Here is a 23,894-nt window from a genome sequence, read left to right on the forward strand (position 1 = left end):
GGCGCCTAGCCTCCGACCTCTCACACCACCGTACATACCGTTCGGTATACGGCGGTTCAGTTTAAGTCTGACGTAGTTTTGTATATCGTTCATATAGATTTACTAACCCATGATGGAGCCAATAAACATTATTAAGGGTTTTGTCTAGAATAGGACTATGCGCTATGCGCCAATAACCCTTTCTGCTATTTCCCCATTCATATGCTTTTCCAAATGGGACGCCTAATCCTTTGAGTTTCCTCACCCTCGTTCTTGGCAATTTCCATTGCTTCCATAGACACATCCTGAGTCTTCTTCGAATCCATGAATCTAAATTCTTCAATACGTTCGGAGTATCAATGAGGGCGAAATACCCCATCCAACCTCTAAGGTATTGCTTTAACTTATTTATTCGGAGTTTCATGGGTATCGGTAATTTTCTCGAGGTCATTTCCCTGATTCGTTTCTTTACTCTCTTCACCGTTTGTTTAGCCAGTAGAACCTTCGGGTTCTTCTTTGACTTCGTGAAACTAAAACCGAGAAACGTTCTGTTCCAAGGGCGATCATACTTCGACTTCTCGTAGTTGACCTTTAGCTTCAGTTTATTTTCAATGAAGCTTGAGATATTTCCCATTGCACGTTTGGCGGCTTTTCGTGTCTTCACAAAGATAGTACTGTCATCCGCATACCTTACGAATCGAAGATTGCGTTTCTCTAGTTCTTTATCTAACTCGTCTAACATGATATTAGATAATAAAGGACTTAACGGACCTCCTTGCGGAGTTCCCTCCTCACTTTTATGAAAAAGTCCGCCTATCATAATGCCTGCTTGAAGGAATTTACGAATCAGTTTGAGAACTCGTTTATCTTCAATTTTCCGCTCTAACATTCCCATGAGCTTGTCATGATTCACTTTATCGAAGAACTTCTCCAAGTCCATATCCACTACCCATGTATAACCTTCGGTTATATAGGACTTTGCCTTTCGAACCGCCTGGTGCCCCTGTTTGTTAGGGCGAAATCCATAGCTATTCTCCGAAAAGGTTGAGTCATATATCTTCGTCAATATTTGGGCAATGGCTTGTTGAATGAAACGGTCTAGAACGGTTGGAATACCCAATAGCCGAACTCCGCCGTTTGGTTACGGGATTTCGATACGACGGACGGGCTGCGGTTGATAGGTACCCTGTAAAAGGGCAGTTTTCATGTTGTACCATTCGGTTACGAGGTGCGGTCTCAGGTTTTGAACCGGCATTCCATCTACACCATGGCTTCCCTTATTTCTTTCTACACGCTTCAATGCCTGTATTAAGTTTTCCCTCTCTAGTATCTGTTCCATTAACATCGTTGATATCCTTTCTACGTGGATAAATGGTCTATTTGTGCCTTTATCTGCTCCACCCTTTTGAAGTTCCCCGTGTATTCACCACTTCTTCCTTCAAATAAGTTCCGTTAGGAATTGTTTGCTTCTTTGCAGATAACGAACGCCTAGTATTCATCCTCCTTAATCTGTTCGGTCCTTCCTTATCTTCTCGAGTAGACAAGTACTATGACCTCTGCTGACTTCTGATGATTCAGCTGTCCATCACTGGACAGGTTACCAAGTGTACTTGGCTGTCATCAGACCTCCCCGGGTAAGAGTGCAATCTTTCCCTCCATCTATCTGCTTCATTTACTCTGTACCACCTTCGGCAGTAAGGACTTTGTTTTGTTTCGCAAACTCATCCAATGATACCTAGCCTTATATGAAGTTCGTGTTCCTCAGACCGGAGGTTTGCCGCTTGCTTCCTTCAGATTCCACGTCACCGTGGACACCCTTGCATTAAGCTAACCACTACTACTGCCTTCATGGTTCGGGACTTTCACCCTATAGATTGCACCCATGCCGGGCGCACGAACATCGGAAGGCTCAGTCAAAAGACTGAGCCTTCCTTATTATCGACATCCAAAGTCATAATGTCCTTTTTCTTAAGAGTGATAATGGAAAGTTAATGGCAGACAAAAAACAATGTCTCAAAATATACTACTAATCTTTTTTGTTTATTATCAAATCTCCTATTTTAACTAATGAATACAACGAAAAAATAATCATAAGGTTTCCGGATTAAAGCAAAAAGTAATCGATATTACGAAAGCTATTAAAATCAGGATAAAACCGAACTGAGATCTATTTGACATTAACATTCCGCCTTTATGTATTTTACAAATAATAGCATCATTTTTTTGGAAATAATATACATTTATTATCATTGGGGAGATTTCAGTTAGAAAAACCAAAATAAATAGCCACCTTAATAAAGAATGACTATATATCATGAAATATGAGCTTTCGCAGTTAGCAGATCAAATGCATCGTATTGCTTTCGAGCCAAATACTCGTAAGTTTCACGCTTTTACTCGTGCGTTTGGCGCAAATACTCGAGTTTCACGCTTTTACTCGTGCGTTTGGCGCAAATACTCGTGAATTTCACACTTTTACTCGTGAGTTTGGCGCAAATACTCGTGAATTTCACGCTTTTACTCGTGTGTTTGGCGCAAATACTCGAGTTTCACGCTTTTACTCGTGAGTTTGGCGCAAATACTCGTGAGTTTCACGCTTTTACTCGTGAGTTTGGCGCAAATACTCGTAAGTTTCACGCCTTTACTCGTGTGCTTGGCGCAAATACTCGAGTTTCACGCTTTTACTCGTGCGTTTGGCGCAAATACTCGTGAGCTTCACGCTTTTACTCGTGAGTTTGGCGCAAATACTCGTGAGTTTCATGCGCGTTAAAACTCATTTCCGTTTTCACCACGTAACTTCAGTAATCCACTAAAGCTTTCCTGCAATCATTCAATGCTTTGACCATTTCCTTATATTCCTGCAACTCTTGTTCCAGTTTTTGTTTTCTATTTACAATCATCCTCATAACCTCTTTCGGACTGGGCCCGCCTTGAATGCTTCTAATCTCCACAAAATATTCGGGAGAGATTATTTTTTTCCATTCATCTTCTGCTAAATTCACTGAAACGAATTCATTGATAATCTTGTTGATTTCTTGTGTGTCCCAATCATATAGCTCTTTCCCTTCTCTAATTGACCTTTTTGCAATATGACTGGCTATAGTATGGGCTTTTCTAAAGGATATGTCGTAATCTCTTGATAGGGTATCCGCTAATTCAGTAACCGTTATACTGGATTTTGCGGCCATTTTCTTTGTATGTTCTTCATTTACTTTCAAAGTCGATATGACGGCATACATTATTTTCATGACACGTCCTGCATTCGAAAAAGCTCGATATAAATGCGGCTGTAAATCATCTTCCGTATCGACGATATCACCAAATGGTGTATTGTGGATCATATTCATTGCAGCAAGTGCATCACCATAGGAACTGCTTGCAATCGAACGGGAATGTTCAATTGAGACTGGATTTCTTTTTTGCGGCATGATGCTGCTCACTTGAACATAAGGATCCGCCACATGAAATGTACCAAACTCCCTTGTCACATGCAGCAGGAAATCTTGAATCCATCTTCCAGTATTGACCATGCACGTCATGATGGCAGTTGCGGTTTCCAATAAATAATCTGCCCCGCCTATCGAGTCATAGGAATTCTCAATCACCGAATCAAATCCAAGCAGTTCAGCAGTACGGTTCCGGCTGATCGGAAAACCGGTAGTCGTTAACGCTGCCGCACCCAAAGGGGATTGGTTAACCGTTTCATAGGCTGCCCATAACCGGCCAATATCCCTTTGAAGCACATCATAAATGGCTAAAAAGTAATGTCCTACCGTAGTCGGCTGAGCCGGTTGGGTATGCGTGTAACCTGTAATATAGGTTTCTGTATGTTTTTCAGCCTGCACCAAGAACGCCTCACTCAAATGGTTTGCATAGCCAATCAATTGGAGCAGATGACCTCTCAAAACAAGCCGGTACATCGCAACTCCCATATCATTACGACTGCGGCCGATATGAATCTTTCCTGCAAGTTCATGACCGATTTCCTCACCGACCTTTGCCTCCATCATGAAAAATAAGTCTTCGAATTGGGGCTGATAAGTCAACTGCGTGAGATCTGTTTGGGCCACTTTCCGAATCCCATCAAGCATGGTTTTCGCCTCTTCATCTTTAATGATCTTTTGTTCCGAAAGCATGATGACATGTGCCCGATGAATATCGAACATAGCATGAAATAAGTAATCTCTTTGATCATTAAAAACAGGCATCAGAAGCTCTTCTGCATATGTTTTTCCGGGAAAGTCACTACCTTCATTTTTGATGAATTCTTCAATCCTGCTCATCTTTGAACCTCCAATTTATAAAGCTTTTTCCGCTTTGATTCCAAAAAACTTGTTCGAAATAAAGAGAACGATTACAATCAGCGTGATTTGAATCATCCCATAGGCAGCTGCCTGCCCCATATTGAACATCCGAAGCTGATTCATGATTTCAATGGATATAGGCCTGTTTGAAATCGTGTACAAAAGGACCGAGGTCGGGAATTCCCCCACAGATTCGATAAATGCCAATAACGTCCCTGATAAAACACCAGGCATAATAATCGGAAATATGACCTTTCTGAAGGTATAAAACCACTTTGCCCCCAAGTTTCTGGCTGCTTCTTCAATCGAATCATCCAGCTGCTCCAGAACGGCATTAGTCGAACGGACAACGAGTGGAATATGTCTGATGAAATAGGCAAGTGGTAATATCCAAAATGTTCCAACTAATATTTGACCGAAAGAAAAAACGCTAGGTTCATTGAATGCGAATATCAAGTTCATCCCTATGACCGTTGCAGGCAACGCCCAAGGAATCATGACTAGAATATCAACAAAGCTTTTCCCGACGAATTTCCGTTTGACAAGTACATAGGACGCTATGACCCCAAACACCAGATTCGCCAACGTTGCTATAAACGCCATCAGTAAGCTATTTCGTAACGGTTTGAAGATATTAGGGTTTTCAAACAAAAGCCGGAAATTTTCCATATTAAATACTGTTGGATACGTTTGAAATGTCCAGGTTCCATCCGGCACAAGTGAAAGCAATAGAATCGTAAAGTGCGGTAAAAGCAGAATGATTACTCCGATGATACCCGTTACGACCATCACCCATTTCATAAACGGGTTTTTCACTTCACTCCTGTGTGCCCCAATTCCTTTCGAAGCCATGCGATAATCTTTCCTATTCTGGTACCAACGCATGAATAATAGGAATGAAATCGAAACGATGGATAAAATGACGGATTGAGTAGCGGCAATTTCCATATCACCATTGATTTTAGAAAAATAAATTTGCAGGCTCAACACCCTGTATCCGCCAGCTAATAAAAACGGGGCACTGAAAGAAGCCATTGATATCATGAAAACAAGTAAAGAAGCTGCAACGATGGCAGGTGTCAATAATGGAAATGTCACCTTCCAAAAAACCTTGAATTTATTTGCGCCTAAGTTATAAGCAGCTTCTTCAAGGGACGGATCTATTTTGTTGATTGCAGCGGATACGGTCATATAAAAATAAACATACATCGTATAGGCATGAACGATAAGGATTCCCGATACCCCGCCAATTTTAAATGGAACTTCATCGAGATCAAACAAATCCTTGATGGCATTTGGAACTAATCCCGATTCTCCATATAAAAACATAAAGGCCATGACCCCCACCAATGATGGAAGGACAATCGGCAAAATCGCTGCTGATGAAAAGAAGCTTCTGCCGGGAAAATCGTAACGGTTAAAAATGAATGCGAGCGGAATGCCAATCAAGGCACTGACCAATACACTCAATAAGGATATATAAACAGAATTCCATAGAGCCTCTAAGTTCGTTTTCGATTCCTGTACGAAGAAGTCCTGATAATTTCCAAGGGATATCGTTCCGTCTTTTTGCAGACTTTCTATAAAGGTCCTCAACGATGGGTAGAGTACATAAGCTACGAGCACCAATACAACTGGTATAAGGAGCCAAACCGTCAATCTCGTATCACGATTTTTAATCATGGAGTATCACCGCTTATGACAGGGATAAGACGCAGCTGTTTCTCAGGAAGCTGGACATACACTTCCTTCCCTTGATAAAAGTATCCAAAATCATGAGTGTTAAATACGTCGACCCTTAGTAACAAGTCCTGGACATCCACCATGACATTCACAACAGATCCAAAGAATTGGACGGAATTTATTTTACCTTTAAAGATATTCATTCCTTCTTCTGTCACATCCAGAATTCTGATTGCTTCAGGACGAATAGAAACAGCAAGGTCATCATCAGTCTGTAAGATTGAAATTCCTTCCCTAGCCTGATTTTCTACATTCAATTTAATCGGTTTTTCACTATTTTTAAGGGCAACCACTATATTATCTTGTTGAATTTTTTCGACTTGAACGGGCAATAGATTAATCTCGCCTATAAAACTCGCCACAAAATCATTGGCCGGCCGATTATAAATTTCTGCCGGCGTCCCGACCTGGTGACAGACACCATAATTGAAGACAGCGATTCGATCGCTCATCGATAATGCCTCAGCCTGATCATGTGTGACATAAATGGTGGTAATCTTATAATCACGCTGCAGCCTTAAGATTTCCACTCTCATTTCATCACGAAGCTTGGCATCCAGATTACTTAATGGTTCATCCAGCAGTAATATTTCCGGTTCAATGACCAGTGCTCTCGCAAGGGCCACCCGCTGCTGCTGTCCTCCGCTTAACTGGCTCACTTGACGATTCGAGTAGCTCTCCAGCCTGACCTTTTGGAGGGCATCCAGCACTCTCCTCTTTAAGTCAGCGGAAGAAACTTTTCTCACACGCAAGCCAAAAGCTACATTTTCAAAAACAGTCATGTGGGGAAAGAGGGCATAGTTTTGAAAAACCATGCCTGTATTCCTTTTCTCCGGAGGTACACGCGTCATATCTTTGCCGCCAAATCGGACGACACCTTTTGTTGGATAATAAAAACCTGCAATCATCCGAAGCGTCGTCGTTTTACCGCAGCCACTTGGACCAAGAAAGGTAAAAAACTCACCTTCCTGGATTTCCAGATTTAAATGGTCAACAGCTATCGTTTTCCCGAAGGCTTTTTGGACATTCTCTATTTTTATTGACGCCATCCCAACGACACTTCCTTATTCTTTAATTTCTTTATCTCCACTTTTAATATTTTCGTCCCAATATTTCATCCACTCGTCACCTTTTTCCTGGAATGCATTCCAATCAATATCCATCGTTTTAATTTCTGTTTCCGTGATCCATTCAGGTAAATCCTTCACATCACTTCTGGTCGGAATCCTGTAAAATTCTTCTGCCAAGGTTTTTGCTGCTTCTGGTGAATTCACAAACTCATAAAAGGCTTCAGCCGCTTTTGGATGCTTGGCACCTTCAACGATGGCGATACCTTCTGTCAATACTGGCGTTCCGCTTTCTGGAATGACGAACTCAAACGGATAATTTTTATTTTCTTTCAGCATGACAACATCCGGCATTGCCCAAACGGAAAGTGAGCCCTCTCCTTTGGCTACCTTGTTATACATCATTTCAGGGTTCGCTGAATATTCCTTTGTGTTTTGGTCGAGCTTCTTTAACCAGTCATACCCTTCTTTTGGATCATTTGTATCCTTATACGTACGATAGATCATCGCAGAAAAAATTGTCCTCATCGTTCCGGAGGCTAACGGATAGCGGATGATGATTTCGTCTTTCCACTTCGGATCAAGCAGCTCATCCCAATCTTTCGGAACCTCGTCTTTTGATAGTTCTTTGCTGTTATACATGATGACTTCCGGTGTCTGGCTCGTTCCCGTCCAATACCATTCCGGATCGTGGAATCCTCCATCGAGACTATCGGAATAGCTAGGCTTATAAGGAGCCAGCAGCCCATCACCCTTTGCTTGATTGAAGTTCGTGGAAGGTGCACCCCACCAAACGTCTGCCTGCGGATTACTTTTCTCTGATCGAACACGGTCAAGGATTTCCTGGGACCCCATATCAAGCCACTCAACATCAATACCATACTTATCTTCGAACTGCTTTTCGAATTTTGATAAAATATCTTTGCCATGCGGTGAATAAACAACGATTTTATCTTCCAGCTCACCCTTTTCTCCCTTGGCACCGCCAGCATCCGAATTCGTTTTCGTATCTGTACCGTTACATCCCGAAATCAATAGTGCTGCCGATAAGGTCAGTACTGAAACAAGCGACTTTTTCCTATTTTTCATTAATAATCCCCCTCATCACGAAAATTCAAAATGCCATCATGTTCCCTTAAGAATAGGGAAACCGCTCCTAGTACTCCTGCGTTTTCTCCCAGTTGTGAAGTTTTCATTTCTACTAAACTTGGAAGATATCGATCAACGATCTCCCGAATTCTAGGTAAAATGTATTCAGATGAATTTAATACACCACCTCCTAAAATAATCACTTCTGGATTTAGCAAACTAGCCGCATTGACAATTCCGCAGGCTAAATGTTCGATGGCTTCATTTATGACGGCCATAGCTGTCGCGTCTCCTTTTTTTGCTGACAAAAAAGCATCCTCCCCCGATAGTTCGGAAGATTTGGCCCGTTCGAATAAAAAATGATGAGGATCCTTGAGGACCTCCCTTGTAAAATGACCGCCAATCGATTTTCCTCCTGCGACACTTTCCAAATAGCCGTATCTATGGAAAATCGGCTTGAATTCACGCTTCATATCCTCTTTGTCCGTTACCATATATCCCATTTCCCCAGCTGCACTGGAAGCCCCTCTGTATAACTGGTTATTCAAGATAATGCCGCTTCCTATCCCCGTGCCAACCGCAATGAACAGCAAATTCCGCTTATTTTGTGCATTACCCAGCCACTGTTCACCTAGTGCAGCCGCGTTTACATCATTGTCCAGAAAAATGGGGAAATCAAAATACCGCTTCGCTTCGGCTATAAACGGATATTGTACCCAGCCTAAACTAGGTGCCTCTATTACTAATCCGCTTGCCGTTTGCGTTATACCAGGGATCCCGACTCCCATCCCTAATATCCTGCCTTTCGCAATCTGATTCTTTGCAATTAACCGTTCCGTTTCAATCGCCATTTGTTTAAGAAGCCCTGAATGTAAATAGGTGTTTGTTGAAAAACTAGTATCGGCAAGGATGTTGCCACTTAAATCACTTAAAACGATTTTCACCTTCGTCCCGCCTATATCGACCCCCATGATATAGGCAGCCTTTTCATTAAAAAAGAGCTGGATAGGCCTCCTCCCACCTTGAGAAGAGGATTCTCCTATTCCTTTCTCAAATACCCATTTCTCCTGTATAAGTTCATCCACAGCCAGAGAAACAGTTGGTTTACTTAGTTGAAGTTTAACGGCGATTTCAGCTCTTGAAATGGGTGAACATTCTTGGATGCATTGAATGATTCTTTTTTTATTTACATATTTTTGATGACTGGGTGTTCTTTTAAAACTCATCACATCACGGCCTTACATTATTTAGTTAGTAAACCTTCCTAATTAAGTAAAAATATAACTTAAAAAAAATCTTCACACAAGTTATTTATCTGAACATTCAAATTATTAGAACTTTAATAGTTATTTCGTATCATTTACATTTATAACCAATAGTGCTATTTATTAAATAAGATTTTTCGCCTGGTTAGTTAGAAAATATTACTAACCTACATTATTTTCTTCATTAAACGCTTAGGTGTTTCATTAAAGTTGAAGGAGGTTAAAAGAATAATGAAAAAAGCTTTGTTATCGTTGCTTTCCCTATTGTTAGTTCTAGCATTATTGCCGCTTGGAGGTAGCGCTGCAAATCCTGATGAAACCAACTTTGAGTTATGGAATGCGGTCAAGCCGCTCGAGACGACTGTGACATTCTTGAACAGCGGTGCCCATCCAGATGACGAACGCAGTGACTTTCTCGCTTATCTATCCAGAGGGTTAGGGGTGAAGACATCCAGCCTGATTGCAAACCGTGGTGAAGGTGGACAAAATGAAATTGGGGATGAACTGGACAATGCTCTTGGAATCATCCGTTCGAGGGAAATGATAGAAGCTGCAAAAATCACCGGGGTTAAAGCCTATCATCTAAGTGAAACTACCTCAGATCCCATTTATGATTTCGGCTTCTCTAAAACACCAGAGGAAACATTAGAAAAATGGGGCGAAGAACTAACCTATGAACGGCTTATCCGCTTTATTCGTACGTATCAGCCGGATATATTGATGCCATCCTTTCAAAATGATGATACCCAGCATGGACATCATCGAACAATGACAATCTTAAGTGAACGCGCCTTTAAGGATGCCGCCGACCCAACCGTGTTTCCACAACAATTGAAACAAGGTCTATCGGTATGGCAAGTGAAAAAGTTATATTTGCCCGTTTCCTCGGCAGATCAAGCAACCACTTCGATTGAAATCGGTAAATATGACCCAATATACAATATGACTTATCCACAGCTTGGAGAACAATCCCGCTATCTGCATAAAAGCCAAGGCATGGGTTCTGATATCCCTGCAGCACCTCGCCAGATCCATCTAAATTTGAAGCAAAGCGCGGTTGATACAAAAAGCCGGTCGGACCTCTTTGCGGGTGTACCTTACAATTTTACTGAATGGGCTGAAAAACTCCCTCGCTCAGCTTCAAAATTAAAAGGTGAAGTTAAATACCTGCAACGGAATTTGGACGCTGTTATTGCGGCTTATCCAAATGATAAACGTGTTTTTTCAACATCCCAAACAGCTCTCTCCAATGTTCGTTCAATTACTGCGAAAGTCAAAAAGGCAAAGCTAAGCCCTGCCATTAAGAACGACTTGCTTCATAAGCTCTCATTAAAAGAAGAGCAATTGCAAAGCGTCAGTTATGTCTCCTCAGGACTCGAAGTTCAAGCTAAAGCAGCTTCAAAGATCCTTACGAAAGGTCAAAATACGTACGTATCCGTAACCGTGAAGAATAACGGGAAACAAACATTGAAAAAAGTCGCTGCCGCATTGAACGTGCCTAAAGGATGGAAGACCAAAACAAAATCTAAAGATGTCAATCTAGCACCTAATAAATCAACGACAATGACCTACCTGGTTGAAGTCCCTGAAGATGCAGCCTATTACCATGCCTATGATGAGTCAACCATTACGACCAGCATTTCTTATAAATACGGCAGCACAAAAACTGCCATAAAGGAAGAATTGGACGGAACGATCGCTGTCCTTCCCGAAGTTGGCCTTACCCTATCTCCTGAAGATATCGTCGTAAATACAGCAGATGTAAAAGAGGAAATCCCAGTGACCCTTACCTTGAAAAACTATACAGATGGAAAAGCATCAGCAAAGGTCGCTTTAAAAGTCCCTGAAAATTGGGGAGTTCAACCCAAAAATGTTACTGTGCCATTTAATGAAAAATCAGAAGAAAAACAAGTGAAGTTCACCCTCAGACCACCGAAGGCAATTCAGAATGGTGAATATCAGGTTAAGGCAGTTGCTACTGTCAATGGAAAAACCTTTGATTCGACCATTCAGGAAATTTCCTATGACCATATCGGAACATTCTATTACCAATACCCAGCAGCTATCAACACCGTTGCATTTGAGCTTTTGATGCCAGCTTCATTAAAAGTGGGTTACATTGAAAGCGGATTCGATAAAGTGGCAGATTACTTAAGCAATGCAGGTCTTAACATTACGAAGTTAACTGAAGCTGATTTAGCTGAGGGTGATTTAAGCCAATATGACACGATCGTTACAGGAATACGTGCCTATCTATCCAGGGAAGATTTAAAGGCAAATAACGCGCGCTTACTTGAATATGTAGAAAACGGCGGTCATCTCGTCGTTCAATACCATAAACCGGGTGATGGTTGGGATGCAATGAAGACTGCTCCATATCCTCTTACCCTCGGGAATCCTTCCATTCGCTGGCGGGTAACCGACGAAAATGCCACGGTAAATGTGTCGAAACCAGAATCAGCGCTATTTAACTATCCAAATAAAATAACAAGTGATGACTGGAGCAATTGGGTGCAAGAAAGAGGATTGTACTTCCCAATGAAGTGGGATGAACGGTTTGAAACATTCATTTCCATGGCTGATCCAAATGAAGAACCATTTGATGGCGGAATCCTTATGGCTAAATACGGTAATGGCACCTACCTCTATACCAACCTTGTCCTATACAGGCAAATTCAAGGCCAGGTTCCAGGCGGATATCGGATCATGACGAATTTGATTAGTTACGGTGCCAAGTAAATAGAGAAGAAACCTATGCATGTGTCGAATGCATAGGTTTCTTTTTTTGATGTTTGCCCGATTGAAGCAGATATAAATAAAAACATCGCCTGACTGATAGGATTCTACTTTACAACAAAAAAGTTATGCACAAAGATAAGGGAAAGTCTATGCGTTTGGGCTTCCCCTCATTTCCCGCATTCCTTTGTCCACACTTTATGCACAACTTCATTCATGATCTACCATGATTTCTTACAGGCATCCCTTTAAAGCACTTTACTCAAGAATGCTTTGGTTCTTTCGTGTTGAGGGTTACCGAATAATTCATTCGGCTCATTTTCTTCCACGATATACCCTCCATCCATGAATATGACCCGGTCCCCGACTTCCCGGGCAAAGCCCATTTCATGCGTAACAACGACCATTGTCATGCCTTCTTTAGCAAGTTGTTTCATTACCTCCAAAACATCCCCGACCATTTCAGGGTCAAGGGCCGAAGTCGGTTCATCGAATAGCATGATCTTCGGATTCATCGCTAATGCCCTTGCGATGGCGACCCGTTGTTTTTGTCCGCCTGAAAGTTCCCCTGGATAGCTATTTGCTTTTTCCCTAAGACCAACCTTATCCAATAACTCAAGCGCTAATCTTCCTGCTTCCGCTTTATCGGTGGCACGAATTTTAATAGGGCCCAATGTTATGTTTTCCATAACGGTTTTATGAGGAAATAGATTGAAATGTTGAAAAACCATTCCAACTTCTTGCCGGACTTTGTTTATATTGATTTTCCTTTTAGGATCGGTTATATCATGTCCGTTAATGACCACCTCACCGCCCGTAACTTCCTCAAGGAGATTCAGGCAACGCAGAAATGTACTCTTTCCAGATCCAGAAGGGCCTATTACGCAAATTACTTCCTTTTCCTGCACTTCTGCATTAATATCTTTTAAAACCTCGACCGTCCCAAATGATTTTCTCAGTTTTTTTACAGTAATGATGCTCATCGAACTTGTACCCTCCTTTCTATGAAATTAGCAATTAGGGTTAACAAATAGATGATGATAAAGTAAATCACACCAACAGCCAGCCAAATCTTGAATGCTTCAAAGGTTGCCGAAGCCTGAATCTGGCCTTGCTGGGTTAAATCCGCTATACCAATGACTGATAATAGAGAAGTGTCTTTCAAGCTGATGATCGATTGGTTCGTAATGGTAGGGAGCATCCTTCTAAAGGCTTGCGGCAGCACGACATATCTCATCGTTTGAGTACCAGTGAACCCGATGGACCTTGCCGCTTCCGTTTGTCCTTTATCGATGGATTGTATCCCTGCCCTTATTATTTCAGCAAAATATGCCCCTGCATTGATTGCAACGGTAATTATTCCAGCTGTTGTACTGTTCAAAGAAATCAAATTCAGTGAATTCACACCAAAATATATAAAAAACAACTGCACAATGAACGGTGTCCCCCGTATCGCATCCACATAAACCTTTGCAATCCAGTTCAAGATCTTGATAGGGGCAAGTCGCAGCAAAGCCACCACTAAACCAATCAAAAAACCTAGGATAATGGCAATCACAAAGATATAAAGTGTCACCTGAAGTCCTTTTAATAAAATAGGTAATGCCGCAACAATTATATCCATTCCTTTCACCCCTTTGAAAAAGAAAGCGCGCTTTAAGCGCGCCTATAAATCTTTAATCTATTAATTATTCACCAAGATACGTTTTAATTATTTCATCATACGTACCGTCTTTTTTCAGATTGGCAAGACCATCATTTATTTTCTTCAATAAATCTTCGTTTTGCCCTTTTAATACAGCAATTCCATACTGGTCACCATTCAAACGGTCACCTACTATCTTCAACCCAAGATCTTTTTGGGCGATTGCATAGGAGATAACAGGATAATCTTCTATAAGAGCATCGGCGTTGCCGTTTGCCACTTCCTGGAACATCGCTGGACTATCATTGAATTGAACAACTTTAATTCCTAGTTTCGTAGCATTATCCTGTGCATATTTAGCACCTGTTGTCCCTTTTTTCACTGCTATGGTTTTTCCTTTAAGATCTTTAACAGTTTTAGTACTTGTATTATCTTTTTTGACAACTATCGTTAATCCTGCATCAAAATACGGTGTTGAGAAATCCACTACCTTTTTTCTTTCCTCTGTAATGCTCATTCCCGCAATGGCCACATCAAGCTGATTGGCTTGCATCGCTGGGATGATTCCGCCGAAATCCATCGGAGACAATTTGATTTTAAAATCCTGGTCTTTCGCTATTGCATTGATCAATTCAATATCAATACCTTTATAGTCGTTCCCCTCTTTAAATTCAAAAGGAGGATAAGTCGTATCCACACCAACTTTATATACCTTTTCAGGTTTCTTTTCTTCACCTGCATTTTTTTCATCATTGGTGCCACAAGCCGAGATAAAGATAGTTAGAATCAAAAACATACTAAGTAAACCAAGTTTCTTCATTCAAATCACTCCAGTTCTTAGATTATACGTGATAATAAATAATTCTCCCTATAATATAGCATAAGAACAAAGTATTATAGTATGAATTTTTAGAATAAATATTATTTTCTTTAAATAATGTTTATGGATGTTTTTCCTATTATTGTTCAAGTGATGAAAAATATCAAAAGGGTATGGAATCCTTCTCTATAAAAATAGCCGATCACGCTACCAGTACCTGTAAAACAAACCATTAGAGGCGATTTTATCCAGGTTGATTTTCAGTCACCCCTAATAGAGATACCCCTTTATATGCACTAAATTCAAGCAACTAACTCCCCCGTTAGTTGCATAAGAAAAAAACTAAATCAATTAACTTTAGAATACAGGAATTGTTTTTTCCTCCTCTACTTACTAACCAGTACCCCTAGTCCTCCATGCAGTGTTTTATCTTCGCTTGTTATACGAAATCCACCTCCCAACAAGCCTTCAAAGATGTTCTACAAGTAGGGCGCGCACCCGTACGTCCTACCCTGGCTACTGATATAATAGATTCGATTAAAAAAGGTCAACCAGTATTTTTTTTACTGGTCGACCTTATAATAACGAACGCACTTGTTCGATTTGTGATCGATTAAGTTCTCATCCATTAATTCGCTGATTTGTACTAAAGCAGCAATATTGCGATAGGTGCAGTAATAATTAACGTGATGAGCGTCCGTTCAAACCAGATTACAACCAACTTCGTAATGCTGATTGGGATTTCTGTTGATAGAATACAAGGTATCGTCGCTGAAAAGAACAATATTGATGATACAGATACCACGGCAATAATGAACTTAGTTACCAGAGGTGCCTTAACTACCAGAAGCGCCGGCAGGAACATTTCTGCAATTCCTATAGCTGAAGCTTTTGCAGCCAAAAATGGTTCAGGTATTTGTAATGCCCAGGTAAATGGGTAAAAAAGATAGGCAAGTAAATTAAATAGTGGAGTATACTCCGCTAATACAAGGCTGATGAGACCAACGGATAAAATGGACGGTAGAATGCTCATTGTCATAAGAAAACCGTCCTTTAAATTTTCCCATAAATTCCTGCCAAGACTTACGGAATTGTTCGCTCCCACCATCGCACTGTTCCAGGCATTTCGGAAAAGTCCCTCTTTGATAACTTCTTCTGGATCGGCATTATCGGAATAATAATCGTCGCTCATTTTATTTAATGGCCAAATACGTACGGAAATGGCAGTGACAAGATACGTTATTCCTAAAGAAACCCAAAAGAAAAGGGACCAAATGTCCATAAGCCCGAGAGTTTTTGCTACAACGATCATGAACGTTGCTGAAACGGTTGAAAAACCGGTTGCAATAATAGCAGCTTCTTTAAGTGTGTATTTTCCTTCTTTATATAGTCGATTCGTAATAAGCATACCAATAGAATAGCTACCTGCTAAATCAGCAACCATATCAACCGCTGAACGCCCTGGCGTTTTAAATATCGGCCTCATGATTGGCTGCATCAGTACACCCAAAAATTCGAGAAGTCCGTATCCAATGAGAAGCGCCAAAAATATAGCACCAAAAGGAACGACAAGTCCAACAGGTATGACAAGTTTTTCGAAAAGGAAAGGACCCATACTTGGGGCCATTAACCATTCAGGTCCAATCTTGAAATATATTAAGATCGCAACAAGAGCCCCGATTACCTTTAAGAAAGAAAAAACTATTGATACCTTATCTTTATTCCAGCTTTTTGAAATAAATGGATAAACAGCTCCCAATAGAATGACAAGAAGCGCATAAATAGGAACGGCTGACGGTAAGTTTACTTTGATCCATGTTACTATATGATCGATTGGTATGCTTGAAACATCATTTATGGTAATAGGAATAAAAAACATAAAACTTCCTATTAAACTATATATAATAAACTTCAGTATATTCGTAGTTGATTGAATTTGCGGCTTCTCTTGTTTCGTATTTGCTGCCACATTTGGTGATCCCATAATTATTCCCCCTATTATATAATTGCATGCTGGGTCCGGTTGCATAAATGATCATTGCCAGCAAATTCGCGCGTGATGCATCGGTATCCGTTTTAAAAATGACCACGAGTTTCCCAGATTGGACAAGTAAAGTTTCACCCTCTTCCAGCTCTTTTAATGATTGAACAATCGAATCAAAACACTCCCAGTTATCTGCCGTTTTTCAAATCACGCCATATACCACCATCTGGGTGCTCAGCTACATCAAGGTCTAAATTTTTCATTAACATACGAAGCACTGCCTTTTGTATGCAATTCTGTTCCTTCATAACGTTACTATTTCATTTTTTGTATCCGCTTTCATTTGATGAACCCACTCATTATTTAACATTCATTGTATACTGAAAATTCTAATAATACTTTTATTGTTTAATGTTTATTTTATAATTTATTTACAAAAATTCATCTACTATTGTTCATTTTATAATCTATATTAAATTAAAGTGAAATTTAATAGCAGAATCTGTGGTTTTGTGCAAAAAACTTAAACTGATTGTGTAGTCTATTAAACTTGGGCATACTGATATTACTATTCTATATAGGGTTGAATTACTTTGATAAAACTCAATAGAATGCTCAACGTTCCTGCCCCTTTTTTTACATAAGAAAAGACGTCACAGGTCTTTAAAGAACTAAACCCCTCTTTTATATGCTTCTTGTTCCCACTTCGGTAAAAATAGTTTTTACACTTACGTTTAATTAATTGTTAAATTGGGGAAATATAAATTTAATCAATGACTTGAAAACTAGGATGGGTATGATGAGAATAACGGTAAAAAAAATAATATATTACCTGATTAAATTAAGAGGTAGAATATTTTTACCATTTGCCATTTTATACATATTAGTTGCAGCGTATGTTGCTTTTTCTATAGAGCCACAGACGTTCGAATCATATTTAACCTCAGTTTACTGGGTTCTTACAACGCTTGCTACGGTTGGCTTTGGAGACTATGCACCTGTCACCGATCTTGGAAAAGCATTTACCATCGGCCTTTACATCACGGGTATTGGGCTTGTTAGTCTTTTTATTGGAAAAATCATTAAATCTGTATATCTTATCGAAAAACGTAAAGTTGGTGGAAAAATGAAATATACAGGTAAAAATCATATCATTCTGATTGGATGGAGTGATAAATCAAAATCAGCACTCCAAGAAATTTTTAAATCTGATGAAACCATTGATATTGTAATCATTGATAACTTGGAAAAAGCTCCTATGATGGAGGAGCGTCTGTTTTATGTTCGCGGGGATGCTACCGATGAAGAAACATTACTCCGTGCAAACCTGCCTAGAGCAAAAGGGGTTATCATTTTTGCTGACCAAATTACACAAGATAATTATGCTACAAAAGATCCGTTACTTGTCGATGGGAAGACATTATTAGTTGCCACTGCCATAACGGCCATTGAAGAAAAAACGAATACGTCCATTCATGTCACCGCCGAAGTGATTAATCAAAAGCATATTCGTTTATTCGAGCGTGTTAAGGTGGATGAGTTTATTCCTACACAAGAAATGATCTCCCACGCAGCAGTACGATCATTATTTTCCCATGGAGTCACTCACATGTATTCTGAACTTATGAGCACCAAGTATGAAGAAACCATGTATGAGATTCCTAAACAAGATGAATGGCGAACCTATCGTGATGCATTTATAGATCTTCTTAACAAAGGAGCCACACTGGTAGCAGATCGTGGTGATCTTAACATAAACCAAAAATTAGATGAACGAATTCCTGATGATGCACAGCTTTTCATTATTTGCGATAAAGAGACCATTTCCCAAATAAATTCAAATATACACATTAGAGGCCGAAATCTCTAGGGATGCCATGATAGCATCCCTTATAAATTTTTCTTATTAAGACTATACTGCCCTCTTTAGTCTAACCTTCCCTTTCGAAGTAAGCATCCTTAGTTGAATAAGCTTTAAGACAAAAAAAGAACCTTCAATCAAAGATAGATTAAAGGTTCTGTTGTTTTTAATTTCAATGTTGCTTCCATATCCAAAAATTAACTATAAACTAGCTCTTTTTTTTTGCTCAGACCAAGCGTCACTGCTGTTGAAGTTTGAATTTCGTGCAGAAGCTCTGTATTTTCCATTAGTGACTCCCCATAAGAAGGAATCATTTCTTTAATTTTCGGTTCCCACTCTTCCATACGTTGCGGGAAGCATTTATTAATTACCTCAAGCATAACGTGTACAGCAGTAGAAGCACCTGGAGAAGCACCTAGCAATGCTGCAATCGAGCCATCAGATGCACTGACAACCTCCGTACCAAATTGAAGTGTACCTTTGCCGCCTTCAGCAGTATCTTTGATAACTTGTACACGTTGGCCAGCTACCACTAAATCCCAATCCTCGCTCTTAGCGTTCGGGATGAACTCTCGTAACTCTTCCATGCGCTGTTCTTTCGATAACATCACTTGCTGGATCAGGTATTTTGTCAATGGCATCTCTTTTGCTCCTGCCGCCAACATAGTCAAAACATTATTCGGTTTTACGGAAGTTATTAAATCGAACATTGAACCTGTTTTTAAGAACTTCGGTGAGAAGCCCGCAAATGGTCCAAATAGCAACGATTTTTTATTGTCGATAAAACGTGTATCAAGATGCGGAACAGACATTGGTGGAGCACCAACTTTAGCTTTTCCGTATACTTTTCCATGATGCTGCGCAACAACTTCCGGATTATTACATACCATGAAGTATCCGCTTACTGGGAATCCGCCGATATGTTTCCCTTCAGGAATACCGGATTTTTGCAGCAAATGCAAGCTTCCGCCGCCGCCTCCGATAAAGACGAATTTAGCATTATGGCGTTCTACGCTACCAGTATCGACATTACGCACTTTTAATTCCCATGAGCCATCGCTAGCCCGTTTAACATTATCAACACTATGTTTATATTTGATATCGACGTTTTTAGTCTTTAAGTGGTCAAACAACATGCGTGTTAAAGCACCGAAGTTAACGTCTGTACCATAATCAATTTTTGTTGCCGCTATAGAATCATTCGATGGACGGTCTTGCATAATAAGTGGAATCCATTCCATCAGTTTTGCTGGGTCATCGGAATACTCCATACCTTGGAACAGAGGATTTTTCGACAGCGCTTCAAAACGTTTCTTTAAAAACGCTACATTTTCATCCCCTTGTACCATACTCATATGAGGCAATGGCATGATAAAGTCTTGCGGATTATCAATCAGCTTACAGTTTACAAGATACGACCAAAACTGCAATGAAACTTGGAACTGTTCATTAATTTTAATTGCTTTGCTAATATCTATAGATCCATCAGATTTTTCGGATGTATAGTTAAGCTCGCACAGTGCAGAATGTCCCGTACCCGCATTATTCCATTCGTTAGAGCTTTCTTCTCCTGCGTTTGCAAGCTTCTCAAATACTTTGATTTCCCATTCCGGTGCTAACTCTTTCAGTAATGATCCCAAAGTCGCGCTCATGACTCCGCCGCCAATTAAGATAACGTCTGTTTGTTTCTGTATGTTGCTCATTATAACCTTCCTTATCCCCTATATTTGCAAAAAAGATGTAGGCGCTCCTGCTTAGGTGTCACAAAAAGCCAGGCACGAACTAGGAACACACCTTTTCTGTCTCCTTATAACTATATCATAATCTATTATTATTATTTCATAGATTAAAATATTCTACTATTACTTTTTTTGTTAAAATATTGATTTTGTGAAGAAATTAGCTTAATCTTATCCGCCACGATAGCCGCATAAAAAGATTTCTTCAGCAACTTCCCCTTATTGAAGGAAGAAACTGTTAGTGAAATAATATTGACACATCAGAAAAAGTAACGAAAATACACATTTATTGACAAAAACAGAAGCGAAATTAGAAGTTTCTGTAACCATTTCCCGAAAAAACAATGATCCTCCTGAAATTGCCAAACTCCTACCTTTTTAACTTGGATCATAAATTTCACCCAATTATTAGATATTATAACAATACCAATAATTACTGATAATTAAACCAATATAAGGTACGACCCTTGATAATATTCATAATTTTAAGATTTATTTCATATTCCTTATAATTAAAATTTCTTACTTTATTGCTATTACAAAAAAACATTATTTCTAATACATAAACATCTCCATTGAAATTATTATTTTCGCAAATAGATATTTTCAACTTTGTGATCTGATCCTTTTTTTAAAACGAGTTTTGCCCGTCCTTTTGTCGGCAGTATATTTTCATCTAAATTTTTCAAATTAATTTCTTCCCAAATTTGAGTCGCTTGTTTAATGGCTTGTTCTTTAGACAAGTCAATATAACGATGAAAATAGGATTCGTGACTTTGAAATGCGGTCTTTTGAAGTAAAAGGAACCTTTCAACATACCACCGCTCTATGTCGTTTACGTCTGCATCAACATAGAGTGAGAAATCAAAAAAGTCACTGACGAATACTTGATTTTCCTTGTCAACTTGAAGAACATTAACACCTTCCACTATTAAAATATCCGGATTACAGATAGTCTGCACTTCATTTGGCAAAATGTCATACTTCAAATGTGAGTAGATGGGAACTTCCACTTTATTTTTCCCTGCTTTTACATCTCCGATAAGATTAATTAATTTTTGAGTATCATAACTTTCAGGAAACCCTTTTCTTTTCATCAGTCCTTTTTCTTCTAAAAGATCATTTGGGTACAAAAAACCGTCGGTAGTGACAAGACCTACGTTTCTGTGATTATCCCATCTAGATAATAAAGTCTGAAGTAACCTTGCTGTCGTACTCTTTCCTACAGCAACACTCCCTGCAATTCCAATGATATAAGGTACTTTTTTATCATTAGTTTTTAGAAATGAAGAAGTGGCTGTATTAAGCTGCTGAGATGCTTCAACATATAAATTGATTAAACGAGTCAAAGGCAAGTAAACCTCTTCCACTTCCTGAATGGATATTTCTTCATTTATTCCTTTTAAGTTATCCAATTCTTCTTCAGTTAAAGGAAGAGGAGTATGGTTTCGCAAAGATGCCCACTTTTTTCGATTGAATTCAAAATAGGGAGTATAGGAACTCATGATTTTTCGTTACCTCACTTTTTAGAGTTACTATCAGTTTAACAAGGATGATGACCATAAAAAAGATGTTCCTGATCCCTTATTTACATAAAGACCCTGTAACTTGAGAAAGAAATGGAATGTATCGATCCAGCAGGTATAAAAGGCATTCCTGCAAGATTAATCATTCTAGGTGATTAATCTTTGAATGATAACCCACCTGTCTCCAGAGCATCCCTAAGTTTAGGTAATGAAGCTGGTCCCATACCGTGGAATTTCAATATCTCTTTTTCACTATATGTTGATAGCTGTTGTAGAGAGGTTACACCATTGTTTTCCAATGCACGTCTGGCTGGTGCCGAGAGCAATGAAAGAAATCCCGTGTCAGATTTGCGTTCCTGCTCACATACAGGGCAGGTCGGGCAGTCGCTGGATTTATAGTAATTGTATCCCTTTTCGCAAGTCCTCAAATTTTTCTTTGAAGTTGTCATTATCAACTTCTCCCTTTCTTCTGATTTTTAAGTCCGAACATAAAAAGTTCACCCTTCACAATGAAGCAATCATTTTATTCCATTTTATCATCTTTTGTTAAAACTAAACTGCCCTTTTAGTTTCATTGGAAAAGGGCTGCCGCAGCAACCCTTTTCAAAACCCAAAGTGAATGATAATTAACCCACTTTATCTTCCTGAGCCTCTGTCTGAACATCGGCTTGTACACGCTTGCCTATTCCAAAAGCGAAATAACTAATTACAACGATAGCCAGAAAGCCTATTCCAACCATAAGTGAAATACGTGTGTCATCATTAAACCACATACCGATTAATACCATAACCAAGAAAGCGATGGTCAGGTAGTTTGTAACAGGTGCAAAAGGCATTTTGAATGGATGATTGTGCATTTCAGCTTTTTTAATTTTCCTGAATTGAATTTGACTGATCAGAATGACAAACCACGGAATCATACCAGGTAGTACACTCGCACTGTATACATGCACAAATAAATTTTCTGGTGCAATATAACTTAAAACAACCCCAATCGCTAACCCGGCTATCACTCCGAACGTACCGAATAAAGGGACACCGCTATTAGATACTTTCGCAAAGAATTTTGGCGCTTGTCCATTCACCCCTAATGTATAAAGCATACGTCCTGCACTGTAAATACCACTATTGCAGCCAGACATGGCAGCCGTGATTACGACAAAATTAATGATTCCAGCTGCTGCTGTAATACCAACTTTCGCAAAAGTCGCAACAAACGGACTGCCAATCGCGCTTAATTGATCCCAAGGGTAAACGGTTACAATAATGAAAATTGCACCGATATAGAAGATTAAAATACGCCAAATGGTACTTTGAATCGCTTTGGTTATCGTTTCTTGCGGATTTTTTGCTTCACCAGCTGTAATCCCAATTAATTCTACACCTTGATAAGCGGCAACCACCAGTGAGAGAGCAAAGAAGAAGCCCTTCCAACCACCTGTAAATAATCCACCATGTTCCCAAAGGTTCGATAATCCCAGGGCTTCCCCCCCGTTACCGATTCCAAAGAAAATAAGTCCAAATCCTGCAACGATCATTAAAATAATCGTTACGATTTTAATCAGTGCAAACCAAAATTCAATTTCCCCAAAGGATTTAACGGAAATTAAGTTCGCTGCTCCAAGAATCACCATTGCGATTAAACCTGGAATCCAAGCAGGGAGATCAGGGAACCAATACTGCATATACGTCCCCACTGCAATAATTTCTGCCATCCCAACAATAACCCACTGGAACCAGTTACTCCATGCAGTCATATACCCTGCCAATGGATGAATGTACTTATAACCAAATGTTGCAAATGAACCTGTACTTGGCTCTAAATACAACATTTCCCCCATTGCACGCATGATTAAGAATATAAAAATCCCAGAAATCGCATAGGCTAACATTACCGACGGACCTGTCCATTGAATCGTGCTGGCTGAACCCATAAATAAACCGACACCAATAGTTCCGCCCAAAGCGATCATCTGAATATGACGACCTTTCAACTCCCTATTCAAATCTTTGTTTGCCATTCCATTTCCCCCTACACTACTAATAGTCGAAATTTTATGCAAGATGCTTAATACACTCCCTATTTAGTATAGAAATGATATAGCAGGCTCCACTTTTTTAAACCATTCTTAAAGC

16 protein-coding genes and 2 pseudogenes are annotated in these 23,894 nt (G+C 39.6%); 2 read left to right on the forward strand and 16 right to left on the reverse strand.

The window, feature by feature from the left end; genetic code table 11:
* Nucleotides 1–61: 61 nt before the first annotated feature.
* The 7 genes and pseudogenes from ltrA to QFZ73_RS07985 all read right to left on the reverse strand — a co-directional run bounded on the left by ltrA (nucleotide 62) and on the right by QFZ73_RS07985 (nucleotide 9,408).
* Nucleotides 62–1,324, reverse strand: a pseudogene (gene ltrA / locus QFZ73_RS07955) (group II intron reverse transcriptase/maturase).
* Nucleotides 1,325–1,367: 43 nt separating this feature from the next.
* Nucleotides 1,368–1,523: a hypothetical protein gene (locus QFZ73_RS07960; RefSeq protein WP_307263198.1), complete on the reverse strand. Its 156-nt coding sequence runs from the start codon at nucleotides 1,521–1,523 to the stop codon at nucleotides 1,368–1,370.
* Nucleotides 1,524–2,777: 1,254 nt separating this feature from the next.
* Nucleotides 2,778–4,262, reverse strand: coding sequence for an argininosuccinate lyase (gene argH / locus QFZ73_RS07965; RefSeq protein WP_307265017.1), 1,485 nt, complete (start codon nucleotides 4,260–4,262; stop codon nucleotides 2,778–2,780).
* 15 nt (nucleotides 4,263–4,277) lie between these two features.
* Complete coding sequence (locus tag QFZ73_RS07970) at nucleotides 4,278–5,966, reverse strand: ABC transporter permease (protein WP_307265020.1); 1,689 nt, start codon at nucleotides 5,964–5,966, stop codon at nucleotides 4,278–4,280.
* Complete coding sequence (locus QFZ73_RS07975) at nucleotides 5,963–7,075, reverse strand: ABC transporter ATP-binding protein (protein ID WP_307265023.1); 1,113 nt, start codon at nucleotides 7,073–7,075, stop codon at nucleotides 5,963–5,965. Before QFZ73_RS07975 ends, QFZ73_RS07970 begins: the two co-directional genes overlap by 4 nt.
* A 15-nt stretch (nucleotides 7,076–7,090) precedes the next feature.
* Nucleotides 7,091–8,182 (reverse strand): extracellular solute-binding protein, encoded by a 1,092-nt coding sequence (locus tag QFZ73_RS07980; protein WP_307265026.1) that lies wholly within the window; start codon nucleotides 8,180–8,182, stop codon nucleotides 7,091–7,093.
* Nucleotides 8,182–9,408 (reverse strand): ROK family transcriptional regulator, encoded by a 1,227-nt coding sequence (locus QFZ73_RS07985; RefSeq protein ID WP_251431615.1) that lies wholly within the window; start codon nucleotides 9,406–9,408, stop codon nucleotides 8,182–8,184. The genes QFZ73_RS07980 and QFZ73_RS07985 overlap by 1 nt, the downstream gene beginning before the upstream one ends.
* A gap of 270 nt (nucleotides 9,409–9,678) precedes the next feature.
* On the opposite strand from QFZ73_RS07985, the gene QFZ73_RS07990 reads away from it, so the two are divergent.
* Entirely contained in the window at nucleotides 9,679–12,186 is a 2,508-nt protein-coding gene (locus QFZ73_RS07990; protein ID WP_307265030.1) for an NEW3 domain-containing protein, read from the forward strand.
* Nucleotides 12,187–12,431: 245 nt separating this feature from the next.
* Here QFZ73_RS07990 and QFZ73_RS07995 read toward each other — a convergent pair whose 3' ends face one another.
* From QFZ73_RS07995 to QFZ73_RS08015, 5 genes and pseudogenes are all read right to left on the reverse strand, one after another.
* A complete protein-coding gene (locus tag QFZ73_RS07995; RefSeq protein ID WP_307265034.1) occupies nucleotides 12,432–13,166 on the reverse strand; it encodes an amino acid ABC transporter ATP-binding protein in 735 nt (244 codons plus the stop codon).
* Nucleotides 13,163–13,807 (reverse strand): amino acid ABC transporter permease, encoded by a 645-nt coding sequence (locus QFZ73_RS08000; protein WP_251431611.1) that lies wholly within the window; start codon nucleotides 13,805–13,807, stop codon nucleotides 13,163–13,165. The genes QFZ73_RS07995 and QFZ73_RS08000 overlap by 4 nt, the downstream gene beginning before the upstream one ends.
* A gap of 64 nt (nucleotides 13,808–13,871) precedes the next feature.
* Nucleotides 13,872–14,648, reverse strand: a complete 777-nt coding sequence (locus QFZ73_RS08005; RefSeq protein WP_251431608.1) for a transporter substrate-binding domain-containing protein — start codon at nucleotides 14,646–14,648, stop codon at nucleotides 13,872–13,874.
* Between the two features lie 646 nt (nucleotides 14,649–15,294).
* Nucleotides 15,295–16,632 (reverse strand): YjiH family protein, encoded by a 1,338-nt coding sequence (locus QFZ73_RS08010; protein WP_307265041.1) that lies wholly within the window; start codon nucleotides 16,630–16,632, stop codon nucleotides 15,295–15,297.
* Nucleotides 16,544–16,940 (reverse strand): annotated as a pseudogene (locus QFZ73_RS08015) (hypothetical protein). Before QFZ73_RS08015 ends, QFZ73_RS08010 begins: the two are co-directional and overlap by 89 nt.
* A gap of 491 nt (nucleotides 16,941–17,431) precedes the next feature.
* On the opposite strand from QFZ73_RS08015, the gene QFZ73_RS08020 reads away from it, so the two are divergent.
* Nucleotides 17,432–18,502, forward strand: coding sequence for a potassium channel family protein (locus QFZ73_RS08020; RefSeq protein WP_307265044.1), 1,071 nt, complete (start codon nucleotides 17,432–17,434; stop codon nucleotides 18,500–18,502).
* Nucleotides 18,503–18,690: 188 nt separating this feature from the next.
* Here QFZ73_RS08020 and QFZ73_RS08025 read toward each other — a convergent pair whose 3' ends face one another.
* From QFZ73_RS08025 to QFZ73_RS08040, 4 genes are all read right to left on the reverse strand, one after another.
* On the reverse strand, nucleotides 18,691–20,196 hold the full coding sequence (locus QFZ73_RS08025) for a malate:quinone oxidoreductase (RefSeq protein WP_307265047.1): 1,506 nt from the start codon (nucleotides 20,194–20,196) through the stop codon (nucleotides 18,691–18,693).
* A gap of 620 nt (nucleotides 20,197–20,816) precedes the next feature.
* On the reverse strand, nucleotides 20,817–21,737 hold the full coding sequence (coaA, locus tag QFZ73_RS08030; RefSeq protein ID WP_307265049.1) for a type I pantothenate kinase: 921 nt from the start codon (nucleotides 21,735–21,737) through the stop codon (nucleotides 20,817–20,819).
* Between the two features lie 176 nt (nucleotides 21,738–21,913).
* Nucleotides 21,914–22,207 carry an RNA polymerase alpha subunit C-terminal domain-containing protein gene (locus QFZ73_RS08035; protein WP_307265054.1) on the reverse strand — a complete coding sequence of 98 codons (294 nt, stop codon included), beginning with the start codon at nucleotides 22,205–22,207 and terminating at the stop codon, nucleotides 21,914–21,916.
* A 177-nt stretch (nucleotides 22,208–22,384) separates the two neighbouring features.
* Entirely contained in the window at nucleotides 22,385–23,779 is a 1,395-nt protein-coding gene (locus tag QFZ73_RS08040) for an amino acid permease (protein WP_251431591.1), read from the reverse strand.
* Nucleotides 23,780–23,894: the final 115 nt, after the last annotated feature.

Origin of the sequence: Peribacillus sp. V2I11, from assembly GCF_030817135.1 — a bacterium.
GTDB lineage: Bacteria > Bacillota > Bacilli > Bacillales > DSM-1321 > Peribacillus > Peribacillus simplex.

Bases quoted from the DNA above. Each gene is read 5' to 3' on its own strand.
- QFZ73_RS08005 (WP_251431608.1), bottom strand. From the start codon at position 14,648: ATGAAGAAACTTGGTTTACTTAGTATGTTTTTGATTCTAACTATCTTT.
- QFZ73_RS08020 (WP_307265044.1), top strand. From the start codon at position 17,432: ATGAGAATAACGGTAAAAAAAATAATATATTACCTGATTAAATTAAGA.
- coaA (WP_307265049.1), bottom strand. From the start codon at position 21,737: ATGAGTTCCTATACTCCCTATTTTGAATTCAATCGAAAAAAGTGGGCA.
- QFZ73_RS08025 (WP_307265047.1), bottom strand. From the start codon at position 20,196: ATGAGCAACATACAGAAACAAACAGACGTTATCTTAATTGGCGGCGGA.
- QFZ73_RS08035 (WP_307265054.1), bottom strand. From the start codon at position 22,207: ATGACAACTTCAAAGAAAAATTTGAGGACTTGCGAAAAGGGATACAAT.
- QFZ73_RS07980 (WP_307265026.1), bottom strand. From the start codon at position 8,182: ATGAAAAATAGGAAAAAGTCGCTTGTTTCAGTACTGACCTTATCGGCA.
- QFZ73_RS08040 (WP_251431591.1), bottom strand. From the start codon at position 23,779: ATGGCAAACAAAGATTTGAATAGGGAGTTGAAAGGTCGTCATATTCAG.
- QFZ73_RS07975 (WP_307265023.1), bottom strand. From the start codon at position 7,075: ATGGCGTCAATAAAAATAGAGAATGTCCAAAAAGCCTTCGGGAAAACG.
- QFZ73_RS07985 (WP_251431615.1), bottom strand. From the start codon at position 9,408: ATGAGTTTTAAAAGAACACCCAGTCATCAAAAATATGTAAATAAAAAA.
- QFZ73_RS07990 (WP_307265030.1), top strand. From the start codon at position 9,679: ATGAAAAAAGCTTTGTTATCGTTGCTTTCCCTATTGTTAGTTCTAGCA.
- QFZ73_RS08010 (WP_307265041.1), bottom strand. From the start codon at position 16,632: ATGGGATCACCAAATGTGGCAGCAAATACGAAACAAGAGAAGCCGCAA.
- QFZ73_RS07995 (WP_307265034.1), bottom strand. From the start codon at position 13,166: ATGAGCATCATTACTGTAAAAAAACTGAGAAAATCATTTGGGACGGTC.
- QFZ73_RS08000 (WP_251431611.1), bottom strand. From the start codon at position 13,807: ATGGATATAATTGTTGCGGCATTACCTATTTTATTAAAAGGACTTCAG.
- QFZ73_RS07970 (WP_307265020.1), bottom strand. From the start codon at position 5,966: ATGATTAAAAATCGTGATACGAGATTGACGGTTTGGCTCCTTATACCA.
- argH (WP_307265017.1), bottom strand. From the start codon at position 4,262: ATGAGCAGGATTGAAGAATTCATCAAAAATGAAGGTAGTGACTTTCCC.